This window comes from Streptomyces griseoruber, from assembly GCF_001514205.1.
GTDB lineage: Bacteria > Actinomycetota > Actinomycetes > Streptomycetales > Streptomycetaceae > Streptomyces > Streptomyces griseoruber.
On record NZ_KQ948775.1, the window covers coordinates 87,339 to 103,646 of the forward strand.

Annotated in this window: 12 protein-coding genes; 7 read left to right on the forward strand and 5 right to left on the reverse strand. The window is 72.1% G+C overall.

Annotation, left to right across the window (positions count from 1 at the left end; translation table 11 throughout):
* Positions 1 to 11: 11 nt before the first annotated feature.
* From AQJ64_RS29435 to AQJ64_RS29445, 3 genes are all read right to left on the reverse strand, one after another.
* Positions 12 to 2,405 (reverse strand): dolichyl-phosphate beta-glucosyltransferase, encoded by a 2,394-nt coding sequence (locus AQJ64_RS29435; RefSeq protein WP_055639010.1) that lies wholly within the window; start codon positions 2,403 to 2,405, stop codon positions 12 to 14.
* Positions 2,402 to 3,106, reverse strand: a complete 705-nt coding sequence (locus tag AQJ64_RS29440) for a GntR family transcriptional regulator (RefSeq protein WP_055639009.1) — start codon at positions 3,104 to 3,106, stop codon at positions 2,402 to 2,404. The genes AQJ64_RS29435 and AQJ64_RS29440 overlap by 4 nt, the downstream gene beginning before the upstream one ends.
* Before the next feature lie 135 nt (positions 3,107 to 3,241).
* Positions 3,242 to 4,597, reverse strand: a complete 1,356-nt coding sequence (locus AQJ64_RS29445; RefSeq protein WP_055639008.1) for an aspartate aminotransferase family protein — start codon at positions 4,595 to 4,597, stop codon at positions 3,242 to 3,244.
* Between the two features lie 157 nt (positions 4,598 to 4,754).
* Between AQJ64_RS29445 and AQJ64_RS29450 the strand changes: the two genes are divergently transcribed.
* The 4 genes from AQJ64_RS29450 to AQJ64_RS29465 all read left to right on the forward strand — a co-directional run bounded on the left by AQJ64_RS29450 (position 4,755) and on the right by AQJ64_RS29465 (position 9,423).
* Complete coding sequence (locus AQJ64_RS29450) at positions 4,755 to 5,366, forward strand: DJ-1/PfpI family protein (RefSeq protein ID WP_059203147.1); 612 nt, start codon at positions 4,755 to 4,757, stop codon at positions 5,364 to 5,366.
* Positions 5,363 to 5,821, forward strand: a complete 459-nt coding sequence (locus AQJ64_RS29455) for a MarR family winged helix-turn-helix transcriptional regulator (RefSeq protein WP_055638487.1) — start codon at positions 5,363 to 5,365, stop codon at positions 5,819 to 5,821. The genes AQJ64_RS29450 and AQJ64_RS29455 overlap by 4 nt, the downstream gene beginning before the upstream one ends.
* A gap of 78 nt (positions 5,822 to 5,899) precedes the next feature.
* Complete coding sequence (locus AQJ64_RS29460) at positions 5,900 to 7,789, forward strand: serine/threonine-protein kinase (RefSeq protein ID WP_059203148.1); 1,890 nt, start codon at positions 5,900 to 5,902, stop codon at positions 7,787 to 7,789.
* A 98-nt stretch (positions 7,790 to 7,887) separates the two neighbouring features.
* Positions 7,888 to 9,423 (forward strand): substrate-binding domain-containing protein, encoded by a 1,536-nt coding sequence (locus AQJ64_RS29465; protein ID WP_055633065.1) that lies wholly within the window; start codon positions 7,888 to 7,890, stop codon positions 9,421 to 9,423.
* Positions 9,424 to 9,442: 19 nt separating this feature from the next.
* On the opposite strand, the gene AQJ64_RS29470 is transcribed toward AQJ64_RS29465, so the two are convergent.
* Positions 9,443 to 10,186 (reverse strand): SLATT domain-containing protein, encoded by a 744-nt coding sequence (locus tag AQJ64_RS29470; RefSeq protein ID WP_055633066.1) that lies wholly within the window; start codon positions 10,184 to 10,186, stop codon positions 9,443 to 9,445.
* A 232-nt stretch (positions 10,187 to 10,418) separates the two neighbouring features.
* Here AQJ64_RS29470 and AQJ64_RS29475 point away from each other — a divergent pair, with 232 nt between their 5' ends.
* From AQJ64_RS29475 to AQJ64_RS29485, 3 genes are read left to right on the forward strand one after another with little or no spacing between them, the layout of a single operon-like run.
* The gene (locus tag AQJ64_RS29475; RefSeq protein ID WP_055633067.1) at positions 10,419 to 10,763 is read left to right on the forward strand and encodes a YbaB/EbfC family nucleoid-associated protein; all 345 of its coding nucleotides are present in this window, start codon (positions 10,419 to 10,421) and stop codon (positions 10,761 to 10,763) included.
* A gap of 60 nt (positions 10,764 to 10,823) precedes the next feature.
* On the forward strand, positions 10,824 to 11,423 hold the full coding sequence (gene recR / locus AQJ64_RS29480) for a recombination mediator RecR (RefSeq protein ID WP_055633068.1): 600 nt from the start codon (positions 10,824 to 10,826) through the stop codon (positions 11,421 to 11,423).
* Positions 11,416 to 12,069 (forward strand): DUF5063 domain-containing protein, encoded by a 654-nt coding sequence (locus AQJ64_RS29485; protein WP_055633069.1) that lies wholly within the window; start codon positions 11,416 to 11,418, stop codon positions 12,067 to 12,069. Before recR ends, AQJ64_RS29485 begins: the two co-directional genes overlap by 8 nt.
* On the opposite strand, the gene AQJ64_RS29490 is transcribed toward AQJ64_RS29485, so the two are convergent.
* Positions 12,062 to 16,180, reverse strand: a complete 4,119-nt coding sequence (locus AQJ64_RS29490; RefSeq protein WP_055633070.1) for a wHTH domain-containing protein — start codon at positions 16,178 to 16,180, stop codon at positions 12,062 to 12,064. The two genes, AQJ64_RS29485 and AQJ64_RS29490, sit on opposite strands and share 8 nt — an antisense overlap.
* Positions 16,181 to 16,308 lie beyond the last annotated feature (128 nt).

Here is a 16,308-nt window from a genome sequence, read left to right on the forward strand (position 1 = left end):
TCCTCCAGTCGTCAGTCGTGCAGGTCCCATACCCACACTCCGTCCACCCGCCTACCGGGTCGGCCCAACAACTTGTCCACGGTCTCACGCAGGACGTCCGCGTGGTGCTGCGGGGCCAGCACGAGTGTGCCCGCCCGCCAGTACGCCAGATCCTGTGCCGCCGCCTCCCGGGCCGCCGTGTCGATCACGGGGGCGACCCCCGTGAACCGGGCTTCCCGGAGCAGGCTCGCCGTGAAGCGGAGCGGGACGCCGTACACGCCGGTGCGGTCGCCGTCGCCGTACGGCCCGTTGAAGTAGCCGCCCGGCATCCGGAAGCCGAGGCCGGTGGCGGTCTGCCAGTGCAGGGCCTCGGCGGCGCCGGGCTCGGCGAGCGGCACCGGCACCAGGGTCTCGCCGTCGCGGACGTACGACCGCCAGGTCCCGTCCGTGAAGAAGGCGGGCACCTCGGCGCGCGGCTCGGACCGCAGCGGGGCGGGGATCAGGGGGAGCAGGGCCAGGGCCACGGCGGCCAGTCCGCCGTACCGGAGCAGTGGTCGTGTTCCCGTCAGCTCCGCGACCGCGAGCGCCACCAGCATCCCCAGCACCGGGCCGCAGATCATCGCCACCCGGCTCTCGATCACCGACTCGAAGAGGGGGAGCCCGTCGAGGAGGGCCCAGGGGCCGGGGACGCCGCCGATGCGGGGGCCCATGGAGAGCAGGGCCGCCCCGAGGACCGTCGCCGCCAGGGCCCGGACGACCGGGCGCCGCCGCCACAGCAGCACGGTGATCGCCAGGGCCAGCAGGGCGAGCGGCCAGCCGTAGAAGGCGTTCTGCTCGGTGGCGTTGAGGGAGAGCGCCTTCGTGGTCTCGGCGTCGCCCGCGAGCAGGGAGCGTTCGGCGAAGGTCAGCAGTGCGCGCAGGGAGTTGGCGGTGCCGGGGGCCGTGCCGTGGTCGATGCCGTCGTAGGACTGCGGGCCGGAGAACTGCCAGGCCAGCGGGTAGACGAGGAGGGGGAGGCAGACGGCCGCCCCGATCGCCAGGCCGCGCAGCAGGGGGTGTACGGCCGCCGCAGCCTCTTTCGGGCGTACGGCTGTGTGGGCCAGCGCGAACAGGAGCATGCCGATCGCCGCGAGCAGCAGCGGCTCCTCGCCCAGGAAGCACTGGTACGCCGCCATCAGACCGAGGATCACGCCGTCCCGGCCGACCCGGGTGCCCGTGCACAGCCGCAGGGCGCGGTCGACGATCAGCGGGATCATGAAGAGGACGACGAAGTTGGGGTGCGCGTTGGCGTGGCTGACGAACGGGGGCGCGAAAGCGGCCAGGACGGCCCCGGCGAAGGCGGCGCCCCGGTGCGGGGTGAGGCGTTTGGTGATCAGCCGGTACCAGGCGGCGGCGGTCGCGGCCAGGCCCAGCGTCATCACCAGGCTGAGCGTGACCGCCGGGCCGCACAGCAGCGTCACCGGGGTCAGCGGCACGGAGAGACCCGGCATGGCCGTGTTGGCCATCAGGTTCACCCCGTCGGGGAAGCCCTGGAGGTCGCTGAAGAGCGGGTTGCGCAGATGGCTGACGTTGTCCGCCGTCACCGCGAAGAACCACTCCCACTGGTTCTGGTCCTGGAGCGAGTCCGTGAGATAGCGGTGCGCCGGGTCGAGGACGCGGCCCGAGTAGAGCGCGAGGGAGAAGAACAGGAAGAGCAGGACGGCCAGGAGGTCGGCCCGGCGCAGGCGGGCCAGGTCGCGCAGGAAGCGGAGGTAGTCCGGCGGGCGGACCTTCGAGCCGGGCCGGTGCGACCAGCGCACCGGCACCTCGGCGACCGGCCAGTTCGCCCGCTGGAAGTGCCGCAGCACCTCCACGTCGATGGCCCAGCCGTCGACCCGTGAGGCGGCGAACGCGGTGCGCGCCTTGTCGCCGTCGAACAGCTTGAACCCGCACTGGGTGTCGCGGATCCCGCGCACGGCGGTGGCCCGTATGAGCAGGTTGCCGGCCTTGCCGAGGAGTTCGCGGGCCCGGTGCTGGCGGTCGCCCAGGGTGGCGCCCGGCACGGCGCGGGAGCCCACGGCCGCCGCATGGCCCTCGGCGAGCGCGTGCTCCAGCCGCGCCAACTCGGCCACGGGGGTGGCGAGATCGGCGTCGGTGACGAGGACCCGGCGGCCCCGGCTGGCGGCCACCCCGAGCCGCAGCGCGTGCCCCTTGCCCCGGCCCGCACCGGTGACGGCGCGGATCCGTGGATCCCGGCGGGCCGCGACCAGGTCACCGGTGGCGTCCGTGGACCCGTCGTCGACGACGACGATCTCCCAGCCGGCGCCGGTCTGTTCGAGATGGTCCACCAGGGCGTCGAGGGTGGGCCCCAGCCGCCGCTCCTCGTCCCGGGCCGGGACGACCACGGACAGCTCGACGGTCTCCCGGTCGGTGGCCGTCGCCGTCATTCCTCGGCCAGCCGCTCGACCAGCGCGACGGAGTCGGCGTTGTACTCGGCGAGCATCCTGCGGGCCGTGGCGGTGTCGCGCCGGTACAGGGCGTCGACGAGATCCGTATGGCCGGACCACAGATGCCCGCGCAGATCGGTCAGCCGCCGCAGGTGCTGGACCGCGCACACCCAGGTCTGCACCCGCAGCCGGTGCAGGAAGTCGGCGAGATAGGGGTTGCCGAAGAAGTCGCTCAGTTCTCGCCAGAAGCGCAGGTCGTAGCCGATGAGGACGGTGAGGTCACCGGCGGCGGCGGCCCGCTGGGCCTCCTCGCCGCGCCGGCGCACCCCGTTGATGGCGGCGGCGACCCGCTCCGGGGAGCCCGACTCACGGACGGACTCCCGGCCCTCCTCCAGCTGCAGGAACATGCCCTCGATGATCAGCGAACGCGCCTCGATCATCCCCCGGTAGTCCTCCACCGAGTACTCGTGGACCCGGAACCCCCGGTGCTGGTCGGCTTCCAGCAGCTCCTGCGCGGAGAGATCCACCAGCGCCTCGCGGACCGGGGTCGCCGAGACGCCGTACTGCTCGGCGATCTCCTTGACCGTGAACTCCTGCCCGGGTTGCAGCCGCCCCGCCAGCACCTCGTCGCGGAGCGCGTCGGCGATCTGCTGCCGCAGGGTGCTGCGCGTCACGGCGCCGTTGCCGCTGCTGCCGGGCATCTTCGGGGCGTCTCCCTCGGGGCGTACGGACGGAAAGGGGCGTGCTCGTCGATATGTACGAGCACGCCACCTTACGCGTTCGAAGATTTCAAGCCCCTACACGCGTAGCGTGCGTCCGCTGTCCCCGCTCTGTGCCTACCCGGTGTACTCGTCGGCGACCGAAAGGGCCTGGTCAAGGGCCGCGAGGCCCTCCTTCACCTCGGATTCCGAGGCGTTCAGCGGGGGCACGAAATGCGTCCGGTTCATGTTCACGAAAGGCCACACCCCGGCCTTCTTCGCCGCCGCGCCGAAGGCCGCCATCGCCGCGTTCGCCTCACCGGCCGCGTTGTAGGGGACGAGCGGTTCCCGGGTCTCGCGGTCCTTCACCAGCTCAAGGGCCCAGAACATGCCCACGCCCCGCACCTCGCCGACACTGGGGTGCCGCTCGGCCAGCGCCCGCAGCCCCGGCTCGACGACGGACGCGCCCAGGTTCCGCGCGTTCTCGACGATCCCCTCCTCCGCCATGACGTCGATCGTGGCGACGGCGGCGGCACAGGCCAGCGGATGCCCGGAGTACGTCAGCCCGCCCGGGTACGCCCGCCGGGCGAACGTCTCCGCGATCGCGCCGGAGATCGCGACCCCGCCGAGCGGCACATAGCCGCTGTTCACGCCCTTGGCGAAGGTCATCAGGTCGGGGACGACCCCGAACAGGTCGGCGGCGAACCACTCACCGGTGCGCCCGAACCCGGCCATGACCTCGTCCAGGACGAGGACGATCCCGTACTTGTCGCAGATCTCCCGGACCCCGGCGAGATAGCCGGGCGGCGGCACCATGATCCCGGCGGTGCCGGGGACGGTCTCCAGGATGATCGCGGCGATGGTCGCGGGACCCTCGAAGGCGATCGTCGTCTCCAGGTGCTCCAGCGCCCGCGCGCACTCCTGTTCCTCGGTCTCGGCGTAGAAGCGGGAGCGGTAGAGGAAGGGCGCCCAGAAGTGCACCACTCCGGCGGAGGCGCTGTCGGAGGCCCAGCGGCGCGGGTCGCCGGTGACGTTGATCGCCTGCTGGGTGCCGCCGTGGTAGGAGCGGTAGGCGGAGAGCACCTTCGGGCGGCCCGTGTGCAGCCGGGCCATGCGCAGGGCGTGCTCGACGGCGTCCGCGCCGCCGTTGGTGAAGAAGATCTTGTCCAGGTCGCCCGGGGTGCGCTCGGCGATCAGCCGGGCGGCCTCGGAACGGGCCTCGACGGCGAAGGCGGGCGCGAAGGTGGTCATCCGCGCGGCCTGCTCCTGGATCGCGGCGACGACCTTCGGGTGCTGGTAGCCGATGTTGGCGTAGACGAGCCCGCTGGTGAGGTCGAGGTACCGCTTGCCGTCGTGGTCCCAGAAGTACGACCCCTCCGCGCCGGCCACGGCGAGCGGGTCGATGAGCTCCTGCGCTGACCAGGAGTGGAAGACATGCGCACGGTCCACGGCCTTCACGGCGGCGCCCGCCCGGGGGTCGGTCTGAGGGGTCATGGCCGGTGAGCGTAGGAGCGGGGTGCGGGGCGGCGGTACCGGCGTTCTGTTCCGTGGGCGGGGGGATTCCACGACAGGTTGTCGGGAGTCGGGGAGGGGTGAGGGGCCGGGGCGGCCCTTGTTTGACAGCTTGCTGTCGAAATGACAGTCTGTTGTCATGAATCTCAAGCCCGTGCATCTCGCCGTGTACGACACGCTCGCCGACTGGGAGACCGGGTTCGCCACGGCCCACCTCGCCCGGGGCGGGTATCCGGTCCGCACGGTCGGCGCGTCCGGCGCCGGGCCGGTGGCCAGCATCGGGGGACTGCGCGTCCTGCCCGACCTCGCCCTGGACGCCGTACGGCCCGAGGACAGCAGCCTGCTGATCCTGCCGGGCGCCGACCTCTGGGACACGTCAGACGCCCTCGCGCCCTTCGCCCGCAAGGCCCGGGAGTTCCTCGCCGCCGGCACCCCCGTCGCCGCGATCTGCGGCGCCACCGCCGGGCTCGCCCGCGAGGGCCTGCTCGACGACCGGGCCCACACCAGCGCGGTCTCCTTCTATCTGGCCGCGACGGGATACGGCGGCGGGGAGCGGTACGTCGACACGGACGCCGTGACCGACGACGGCCTGATCACCGCCGGACCGACCGAGCCCGTCGCCTTCGCCCGGGAGATCCTCGGGCTCCTCGGGGTCTACGAGGGGGAGGTGCTGGACGCCTGGTACCGGCTGTTCCACGACTCCGACGCCTCGGCCTACGCCGTGCTGGAGAAGGCGACGGCCGGCCGGTGAGCCGACCGCACCAGGAGCTGCTCAGCCGCGCCGCCCTCGGGGTGTTCCGGCTGAACGGCCAGTTCCTCGCGGTCGCCGAGGAACTCGCCCGGCCCGCCGGGATCAGCGCCGCCTGGTGGCAGGTGCTGGGGGCGGTGCTGCGGGAACCGCTGCCGGTGTCGGGCATCGCGCGGGTCATGGGCATCACGCGGCAGAGCGTGCAGCGCATCGCCGATCTGCTGGTCGGCAAGGGGCTGGCCGAATACCGGCCCAATCCCGCGCACCGCCGCGCCAAGCTGCTCGCCCCCACCCCGCAGGGGCGCGCCGCGATCGCCCGCGTCGACCCCGGGCACGCGGCCTTCGCCGACCGGCTGGCCGCCGCCTGCGGGGAGGCGGAGCTCGCCGAGGCGGTCGCGGTGCTGGAACGGCTGAGCGAGGTACTGGACGGCCTGGAGCCCCCCGTTACGGAACCGTAGACATCGCGCCACACGACTCCCCGAACGGCCGGTTTATTCTCGGCTCGACCACACATGGGGAGGAAAGGCGGCGCTGCGATGGAGAAGCTGGGCCCCGAGGACCCGCAGCGCATCGGCGGCTACCGGCTGCTCGCGCGGCTGGGTGCAGGGGGCATGGGACAGGTCTACCTGGCCCGTTCCGACCGCGGGCGGACCGTCGCGGTGAAGCTGGTCAAGCCGGAGCTGGCCGCGCGCGAGGAGTTCCGGGCCCGGTTCCGGCAGGAGGTGCGCAACGCACAGCGGGTCGGCGGCTTCTGGACCGCGCCCGTCCTCGACGCCGACACCGAGGCCGCCGTGCCCTGGGTCGCCACCGGCTATGTCGCGGGCCCCACCCTCCAGCAGGTCGTCGGCCACGACCACGGCCCGCTCCCCGAGCGCTCGGTGCGCATCCTCGCCGCCGGCCTCGCCCACGCCCTCACCAACATCCACGCCGCCGGGATCGTCCACCGCGACCTCAAGCCGTCCAACGTCATGGTCACCATCGAGGGCCCCCGCGTGATCGACTTCGGTGTCGCGCGGGCCCTGGAGTCGGTGAGCGACAGCGGCCTCACCCGCACCGGCGCGGTCGTCGGCTCACCCGGCTTCATGGCCCCCGAGCAGGTGCGCGGCGAACCGATCACCCCCGCCAGCGACGTCTTCTGCCTCGGCTCCGTCCTCGCCTACGCGGCCACCGGCGTCCTCCCCTTCGGCGGCACCGAGGGCGGGGCGCACGCCCTGATGTTCCGCATCGCCGAGGAGGAACCCGACCTCTCCGGCGTCCCCGAGGGCATCGCCGAGCTGGTCCGCGCCTGTCTGCGCAAGGACCCCGCCGCCCGCCCCTCCCTGCCCTGGATCCTGGAGCGCACCGGCACCGGGGACACCCTCGTCGACGGCCACTCCCGCGACCCCTGGCTGCCGGGCGCGCTGGTCGCCCAGCTCGGGCAGCACGCCGTACGGCTGCTGGAGACGGAGGACCCGGAGGGCACCCCGGAGCACAGCGGCCGGCAGGGCTACGCCGACGGGCCCGCGACGCCGGGCCCCGGACCGCGCACGAGGGCCGCGGGCCCCGGCACCCCGGCGTCCCCCGCCCCGGCCGCCGTACCGCACCCGGCGTACGGCCACACCCAGCAGCACCCGCAGGCCGGTTACGGCCCCGCCGGTGCGCCGCACAACCCGTACTCGGGGGAGGCCTCGGGCTACGGGAACACCGGGTACGGGAACACCGGATACGGCACCTCGCCGTACGGCGGCCCGACCCCGCCTTCCCATGACCCCTCCTACGGCCCCTCCCACGGCCCTTCCCACGCTCCCTCCCACGACCCCTCCTACGGCCCCTCCTACGACGCCTCCTACGACGCCTCCTACGACGAGGAGCCGGAGCCGTCGCGGCGCAGTGGCCGGACGACCGTGCTGCTGATGGCGATCGCGCTGGTCGTCGCGCTCGCGGCCGGCGGGTCGGTGTACGCGTTCCTCAGCGGTGACGACTCCTCGGACGGGAAGGCGGGCCCGGCGCCGAGCCGTACGGCGGGCACCGGGCCGTCCGACCCCACCCCCTCGAAGAGCGCGTCCTTGTCCTCCCCCTCGCCGTCCGCCTCCGAGACGGGCGGCGGAGCGGTCCCGGCCGGCTACCTCGGCACCTGGACCACCACGATCGACAACGAGACCGGCAAGAACACCCGTCAGCTCACCATCAAGCAGGGCAAGGTCGGGGACGCCGTGCTCTCGCTCGTCGCCGACGGGGACGCGTACCACTGCGAGTTCACCGCCGAGCTGACCGAACGCCCGGCGGGGAAAGGCCCGTTGGAGATCGGCCCGTCCACCGTCACCTCGGGGCGGCCCCGTTCCTCCTGCACCGCGGGCGCCGCCACCGAGGTCACCCTGCTCGCCGACGGCAGGCTGCAACGCGTCAACGCCGACACCGGGGAGAAGCTGACGTACAGCCGTCGGTGAACGTCCGGCGAACGTCCGCCGACCTGAGCGGAATCCGCCCTCGGGCAGTCGTACGGTGAACTCACGAGCGACTGTCGGGAGTTGCGGGGGCACCCACAGTGGACTGGCTGAACGCGGAGAACGTCGTCGCCATCGGGACGGCGGTGCTCGGCATCGCCGCGTCCGGTGTCATGGTCTGGTACGAGCGCCGGGTGCCGCGCCGCAAACGGATCGGCTACCGGGTGCAGATGGACAACCCGATCGGCGACGACGCCAGATCCGGCCGCGCCAACCGCCGCCTCGGCCTGTTCGACGAGACCCCGAACATGGCCGACGCCACCCTCGTCCTGCTCCGCATCGAGAACGACGGCTCCCAGGGCATCGCCCGTGACGACTACACCGGGCCCGAACGCCACGGCCTCACCGCCGTCTTCACCGGCCGCGCCATCCGCGGGGTGTCGGTCACCCAGCCGACCGACACCGACCACCTCATGGACCACTTCACCGCGGACCGGGGCTTCGGCTACGACGGCAACACCCTGCGCATCCCGCGCGTCCCGCTCAACCGCGGCGACCACTTCAAGCTGCTCGTGCTGCTCTCCGGCGGCGACGTCGGCCATGGCATCCGGCTCTACGGCGGGCTGCGCGACGGCGAGGTGCACCCCAACCGCAGCGCCACCCCCGACGACACCCCGCCGCTGTTCAGCCGCGCCGCCCGGCTGATCTCCCTCATGCTCACGCTGTCCGTGGTGACCCTGGCGACGATCGTCGTCGTCCGCGACGACACCCCGCCCCCGATCGGCTGCGAGCGCGGCACGCTCACCGTGACCGGCTCGACCGCGTTCGCCCCCGTGGTCCGGGAGGTGGCCCGCGCTTACGCGGAGGACTGCGAGGGCGCCAGCGTCACCGTCGACGCGCACGGCTCCACGGCGGGCATCCGCGAGCTGACGGACGACGGCGCCGGAGCGAAGAAGGGCTCCCCGCCGCTCATCGCCCTCTCCGACGGCCCCAAACCGGCCGGCCTGGAGGAGCTGCGCGAGAACCGGGTCGCCGTGTCGGTCTTCGCCCTCGTCGTCAACGACGACATCCCTCTGAAGAACCTCTCCACGACCGTCGTACGCCGCCTCTACCGGGGCGAGATCGCCAACTGGACGCAGCTCGGCGGCCCCGACCTCCCGGTCGTCCTCGTCAGCCGGGACGCCAACTCCGGGACCCGGCAGGTGTTCCAGCGGCGGGTGCTGGGCCGGGGCGAGATCGAGAACTCCTCCGCCGACTGCGCGCACAAGGACTATCCGTCGTCCCCCGTCGTGCGCTGCGAACTCGACTCCACCGAGCAGGTGCTGAGCACAGTGGCCGCCACGCCGGGCGCCGTCGGCTACAGCGAGCTCAACCTCGCCGACCGCGCGAAGGGGCTGCACCCCCTCGACCTCGACGGCGAGCCGCCCTCCGTGGACGCGATCGAACACGGCACCAGCCACTACCCGTACCGCGAGATCGAATACGCCTACACCTACGGCCGCCCCCCGGCCGACTCCCTGGCCTCCAGCTTCCTCACCTATCTGACCAGGGGGAACGGTCAGGACGTCATCCGCACCCACGGCCATCTGCCGTGCTGGTCCCCGGAGGGACTGAAGCTCTGTGCCGACCAGGGGTAGCCGTGGGCAGTCGTGCCGCTCACCGCGGCTCCGGCGGACGCTGCCTGGGCATGTTCGGCCGGGAGTTCGCCCCCGGCGGCAGGGGAAACCGCGGCGCCCCCGCATCCTGCCGCCCCCCGGACACCACCGCCGACTGGATCCCCAGCGGCGCCGACCCGGTGCGGAACTCCACCATCCAGTCCGCCGTCTCCGCCCGGACCAGCTCCATCACGTCCTCGGAGAACCGCCGCAGCACCGCCAGACACCGCTCCGCGGCCTCACTCGCCGTCCCCTCCGCCGGTCCCAGCACCTCCCGCACACTCTCGCTCGCCCAGTCGAACTGGAGCAGCTGAAGCCGCCGCTGCACGGCCTGCGCCGTCGCCACATCCCTTATCCACCCGGACGTCACCCCGAAGAACCGGTCCACCGCCACACACGACACCGCGAGCAGCAGGGCCAGATAGCCCCACGGCGCCACCCCGCCGAGCACCCCGGTGAGATCGAGCAGCGGCAGCCCCGCCCCGGCGACCGCCCCCGTCGCCGCCCCGCCGCGCAGCACCCGCGCCCCCCGCCGCTTCCACACCCGGTCCGCGAGGTACCAGGTCGCCGTCTGCAGCGCCCCCCGCTCCACCCACCGGTACAGCTCGTCCAGCCGCTCCGCCGGTTCGCCCCAGTCCCCGAGCGGAAACGCCCGCCCGGTCAGATCGCCCGGCCGCAGCCCGGCCGCACCCTCGCCCCACCCGTCCTGAGGCGGACCCTCGGGCTGCATCTCCGGCTGACCCACGGCACTCCCTTATGACTCAGTGACTCCGCGTAACGTCTGATGCTGATGTGCCGGGACCCTTCCTACCGCCCAATGGGTGGCGAAGGGGAAGCTTTCATCGCTTTTCCGCCCGGAAGTGGGCCTTGATCAGGTATACGCCACTGGGCAGACTCACTCGAAAGAGTGGCGGGGCGATGCGCTCATCGAGCACGTAGGCTCGTGCCAGACAGGAAAACGCAGACAGGAGCTGATCGTGATTCCCGGTGGTGGCCAGCCCAATATGCAGCAGCTGCTCCAGCAGGCCCAGAAGATGCAGCAGGACCTGGCCCGTGCCCAGGAGGAGCTCGCGAACACCGAGGTCGACGGGCAGGCGGGCGGCGGTCTGGTGAAGGCGACGGTGACGGGCTCCGGCGAGCTGCGCGCGCTGCGGATCGACCCCAAGGCCGTGGACCCCGAGGACACCGAGACCCTCGCCGATCTGATCGTCGCCGCCGTGCAGGCCGCCAACCAGAACGCGCAGACGCTCCAGCAGCAGAAGCTCGGCCCGCTGGCCCAGGGCCTCGGCGGCGGCAGCGGCATTCCCGGCCTGCCTTTCTAAGACGGGCCCCGGCCAACTACCGTACGTACTGCAAGGAACCCCAGGAAGGACGGCAGTCCGTTGTACGAAGGCGTGGTCCAGGACCTCATCGACGAGCTGGGGCGGCTGCCCGGCGTCGGTCCCAAGAGCGCGCAGCGGATCGCCTTCCACATCCTCCAGGCGGAACCGACGGACGTACGGCGGCTCGCGCAGGCCCTGATGGAGGTCAAGGCCAAGGTCCGCTTCTGCGCGACCTGCGGGAACGTGGCGCAGGAGGAGCTGTGCGGCATCTGCCGCGATCCTCGCCGCGATGCATCCGTCATCTGTGTCGTGGAGGAACCCAAGGATGTGGTGGCGATCGAGCGGACCCGTGAGTTCCGCGGCCGGTACCACGTCCTGGGCGGAGCGATCAGCCCGATCGAGGGCGTCGGCCCCGACGACCTGCGCATCAGGGAGCTGCTGGCCCGCCTCGCGGACGGCGCGGTCACGGAGCTGATCCTCGCCACCGACCCCAACCTGGAGGGCGAGGCGACGGCCACGTACCTCGCCCGCATGATCAAGCCCATGGGCCTGAAGGTCACCCGCCTGGCCAGCGGCCTCCCGGTGGGTGGCGACCTGGAATACGCGGACGAGGTCACCCTCGGCCGCGCCTTCGAGGGGAGACGACTCCTAGATGTCTGACGCCACGCTGCACGCGACCGACCAGAACCCGGACGACTTCGCGGTCCAGATCGCGGACCAGGTGGAGAGCTTCCTGGTGGCCGTCACGGAGGTGGCCAAGGGCGACGAGCCGGGCTCAGCCGTCCCCTTCCTCCTCCTGGAGGTCTCCCAGCTCCTCCTCGCGGGCGGTCGTCTCGGCGCACACGAGGACCTCGTCCCCGACGAGCGCTACGAGCCCGACACGGGCCCGGACGCGGACGTGGACGAACTCCGCGAGAACCTCGCCCGGCTGCTCGACCCGATCGACGTGTACTCCGAGGTCTTCGACCCCTACGAGCCCCGCAAGGCGCCCGTCCCGGCCCGGATCTCCGACGACCTCGCCGACGTCATCACCGACCTGCGCCACGGCATGGCCCACTACCGGGCCGGCCGCACCACGGAGGCCCTGTGGTGGTGGCAGTTCTCCTACTTCTCCAACTGGGGCTCCACCGCCTCCGCCACGCTGCGCGCCCTGCACTCCGTCCTCGCCCACATCCGCCTCGACCAGCCCCTCGAGGAACTCGACGGCCTGGACACCGACCAGGGCATGGGCGACGACACCCTGGAGTTCGAGGCGGGCAAGGTGATGGAGGTGGAGATCGGCGAACAGCTGGGCCGGGTCAGGTAGCGTCCGCGGCCGCGCGCATCACCAGCCCGGGAACTCTGGGGAGAGCGGCCCGTACGGCTTCCCTGACCGGGTCGAGGTCCACGCCGAGGCGTTCGAGACGGGCGACGAGGTCGGCGACCGGTCCGGGGTACGACTCCGTGAGGCGGAGGTAGTGCGGGATCGGGGCACGGCGCCGGCTGCTGCCTTGTTCCCGATCCAGATCCCCCAGACAGAGTTCCAGGTCGACGGCGTCGAGGGCGGTGGTGTGGTCGCCGCGGATCACGAAGCCCAGGGACCGGAGCTGCCGTACGGCTTCCGGCCACTCCATCTCCAGTCCGACCGCGGCCTTCACGAGGCGGTGCAGCGGCAGGGGTTCCTCCAGCACCCGCCGGCCTCCGTGCCTGTGCGCGGATCGTTCCAAGAGGTACGGATCGACGGAGTCCAGCGTTTCCGGTGACACCTCGCCCTTGACCGGCACCCCGTACTGCCTCATGCGGTGGAGGACGGCACTGCGAGGCATGTCGAGCTGACGGGACAGCTGCATCACAGTCTGGAGGGGCCGCGGGTTGCCGGGCCAGATCTGGCTGGGCCTCAGAAGGATCGCGTCGCTCGGAGCGGCCTCCTCCGGGAAGGGGGCGTCGGGCGGCAGCAGGCCGTACGCGCGCAGACGGGACGCCACCGCAGCGGGCGACAGCCCGGTCTCGAGGGCCACTTCTGCCACGTGACGCGGTGAGACCCGGCTGTTCGCCCCGAGCCATCGGCGGCGGCCACCTTCCCTGACAGGGGCCGTCAGCACGCTCATGTCCGTGTCCTCCGCGTGCTCGGGGAGCGGCGCGGGCGGGGTGAGCCCGAGCGAGCTGACGAGGTGTGCCGTATCGGCCAGGGGCTCGCCCCGCCGGCGCGCGGCGAGCACCAGCAGTCCTGGTGGGACGGTCTCCTCATGGCACAGCACCTCCCAGTCGCTCCGCTCCCAGCCCCATTCCCGGCTCTTCGCGAGGACGTCGTCCGTGAGCTGTTCGAGAACCGGATGGCCCGCGATGCGGAAGCCGTGAGCGCGCAGTTCCCGCGTGACCTCCGGCACCGGCCGGTCCCACTCGGCGGCGACCGCGAACACATGCCGGACCGGAACAGGCAGGGAAGGGGCCAGGGGCCGCTCGGTGTCCGGACCGTTGCTGAGGAGGCGCAGGGTGTCCGCCGGGGGAGTGTCCGTCGTCGGCACGTCCAGGACGGTGAGGCCGAACCTCCGCAGCCACTGCGCGGCTGTGTCGACGGCGATGCCGAGTCGGAGATGTGCCTTGACCAGATGTCCCGGTGCCACGGTTTCGGCGGTGGTGAGCCATGAGCCCGTGCCGTTCAGGTCGTCACTGAGCAGGCGCAGTACCTGTTCGTCGGCGTCGTCCACGGACGGATGGAGGTCCGGGGTGACGAAACCGAAGACTTCCAGGCGTCGTGCCGCCTCGCTGACGCCGATGCCGAACTCGAAGTGGGCCCGCAGCAGATGCCCCGGCGGCACGACGTCCCTGAGGGGGCTCAGCAGCGTGAGATTGATGTCGTCGACGACGGGCTCGCACTCCGGGACCGGCGGCGTCGGCAGCCGCAGCTCGGTCAGGCGACGGACGACCGACCCGTACGAGGCGCCGCACGCCTCGGCGAGCGACAGCACGTACCCCGGCGTCGCCCGCGAGGACCGGATCCGGGCGTCCGAGGGACGTGCGGGCAGAACGCGCTCGACCTCGTTCAGCTCGGGTACCAGCTCGGCCAGTGCGGTGAGCATGGGGTGAGGCCGGTGGGCGAGCAGCCGCCACAGCCGGGTGACATCGTCCGCAGGGTCCTCCATCTCGTCGGGGACATCGCCGCGATAGCCACCGAGGTCCGTCCCGTGCAGGATGTGGACGTCATGCGGGAAGTGACCCGCGACGGCCATCTCCGACGCGATCCCCCGCAGGTCCAGCACACGGCCCGCGGCCCCGCCCGCCTCCGTCACGATGTCCGCCAGCCGTGGGCTGCGGTCCGCGACGGCGGACAGCCACGTGTGGGTCAGCAGGGCCGGTTGTGACGACAGCAGGGTCGGCAGCGCCGCCCTGATCAACCGCTCCACGTCCGCGCCGACATCGTCGAGGACCTCCGTCCGGTCCACCGACAGCCGCCGTGGCCGGGTCGCGCCGGCCAGATTCACCACGGCGCCCCGCAGCCGACCGGTGCCCTTCGGGTCGCTCAGGATCCCCTTCAGTACGCGCGTCTCCGTATGGATCCCGTCGACCAGCACCCCTCCGCCGTGCTCGCACCACACCACCTGGCCGTCCACCCCCTGCGGGCCGTCGGACCAGGACGCGGTACACCCGTGTGCCTCGTAGCCGTCGCGGTTGCTGGTCAGGTCCTCGCGCGGTCGCAGCACACCCGGCTTCCACTCCACCGACCGTGAACCGTGCAGTGCCGTCGTGGTGAACTCCGCGACACCCAGCAGCCTGCGCAACTCCCGTACACAGGAAGGGGCCTTGTCGCCGTCCCGCAGGTACAGCCGTACCGTCGTGCCGATCGTCCCCGATGCCTCGGTGGGCCGTACCCGGAAGTAGTGGCCCGGGCCCGTGATGAGGACCGTCAGTTCGCGGAAACGGCCGTTCAGGCGGTCCATGTGACACGTCGTCACCCGGACCTCGTCCGCCAGCATGAAGTAGCTCAGCACGCCGATCCCGAACCGGCTGTTGGGGTGCATGGTCACCCCCCGCCGCTGCCACTCCTGCCGTTCCTCCTGGTACCGGGGAAGGTCCGTGAAGCGCACGCCCGCCTGGGCGAAGACCTCGGAGAGGGTGAGTTCGTCCATGCCGACGCCGTTGTCCCGGCACTCGAGGTAGTGGCGGCCTTCCGTCTCGTCGTAGCCCTGCCGGAACTCGATCCTCCCCCGGTACCCGCTGGACTCGTCGGCGGCGAGGGAGCGCGCCCTGCGGTAGCGGCAGGCGTCCAGGGCGTTCTGGTACAGCTCCCGGATGGCGAGGGAACGGTCGCGGTAGAGGTTCTCGCCCATGAGGAGTTCCTGCACGCGCTCCTCGTCCAGCCGGAAGCGCACCAGCCTGTCGACCGGGACGCGCGCACCCCGGCCGTCCACCTCGTGCACGCCCTCGGCGCGGGTGTGGAGCGGCAGCGCGGCGAGTTCGGGTGTGCCCGATGCCCGTACCGTCCGCAGCAGCGACTCCAGCCGCCGGGTGTGCTCGCTCAGTGCCGCCACCACGGCCGGATGGTCGCAGGTGGCCTTCAGCCCGAGGTCGTCCGTCCCGAACAGCCATGTGGCGCTGTTGACCGTGGCCTGGAGTCTTTCGGTGTCCAGCGCCTCCGGGATGCCCACGTGCCGCACGATCACCGAGGACAGGTCCGTGACCTCCACGGCCATCGCGTGGGCCACGGCGAACAGGGGGCCGACGAGACGTTCCCGTACCGACTGGAAGTCCCGCCCGTGGAAGTCCAGGGGGAACGGGTCCGAGGGGAGGTGTCCCGCGAGGGCCGGGTCGAAGAGGTCCGAAGGGCGCGCCGACGCGCAGGACAACAGCCGTGACAGCAACTCCGGTTCGAGGAGAACCGCCACCGTGTCGAGGTCCGCGGGGTGCGCGAGCCGACTGCCCTGCCGTGTCCTCGCCCACTGGTGGAACAGCCACCAGCCGATCTCCGGGCGGCCGTCCGGGCGGTCGTCCAGGTCGCCCAACTCGGCTCGGCGGACGAGCCGTTCATGCGACCCGAGGACCAGTTCGTAGGCCTGCCGGTCGGCGTCCGCCGCGCTCCGGCGGCGCAGATCCGTGGGGCCCACATGGGCCAGTTCGACAGCGGTGGCCGACCGGTGGGCCTGGTGGAGGAAGGGCAGCAGCGCGATCAGCGCCGCTTCGGAGGGCGAGAGGAAGCCCTCGCGGTCGCTCCACAGCTTGTGGATCAGGAGGTTGGTCCGGGCGGCCGTCCGGGAGGCGAGCCGTTCGTCGTGCCAGGGGTCGTCCAGCAGCGCCGACCGGCGGCTCTCGGCGTAGGAATCGGCCAGCCGGTCGGCGAGTTCCCGTGCCTCGTCCTGAAGGTGTTTGCTCCGCTCCCGGGCGTCCGGGCTGATCAGTTCCCATACCAGGGACCCGGCCACCTGGGTCCGCCACTGCGCCATTGCTTCCGTCCCCCTCGTCCCCGAAACGACGACCCAAGCTACCCGCCCCCTCGTGGTGTAGTCGGCCACACCATCGGTTCGGGAGTGTGCTCCCTCCTTTGCGCAGGTCGGAGACGGGATCGTTGTTT

Excerpts from the sequence above, each read along its gene's own strand:
- AQJ64_RS29440 (WP_055639009.1), bottom strand. The coding sequence starts at position 3,106 with ATGCCCGGCAGCAGCGGCAACGGCGCCGTGACGCGCAGCACCCTGCGG.
- AQJ64_RS29490 (WP_055633070.1), bottom strand. The coding sequence starts at position 16,180 with ATGGCGCAGTGGCGGACCCAGGTGGCCGGGTCCCTGGTATGGGAACTG.
- AQJ64_RS29435 (WP_055639010.1), bottom strand. The coding sequence starts at position 2,405 with ATGACGGCGACGGCCACCGACCGGGAGACCGTCGAGCTGTCCGTGGTC.
- AQJ64_RS29445 (WP_055639008.1), bottom strand. The coding sequence starts at position 4,597 with ATGACCCCTCAGACCGACCCCCGGGCGGGCGCCGCCGTGAAGGCCGTG.
- AQJ64_RS29450 (WP_059203147.1), top strand. The coding sequence starts at position 4,755 with ATGAATCTCAAGCCCGTGCATCTCGCCGTGTACGACACGCTCGCCGAC.
- AQJ64_RS29460 (WP_059203148.1), top strand. The coding sequence starts at position 5,900 with ATGGAGAAGCTGGGCCCCGAGGACCCGCAGCGCATCGGCGGCTACCGG.
- AQJ64_RS29485 (WP_055633069.1), top strand. The coding sequence starts at position 11,416 with ATGTCTGACGCCACGCTGCACGCGACCGACCAGAACCCGGACGACTTC.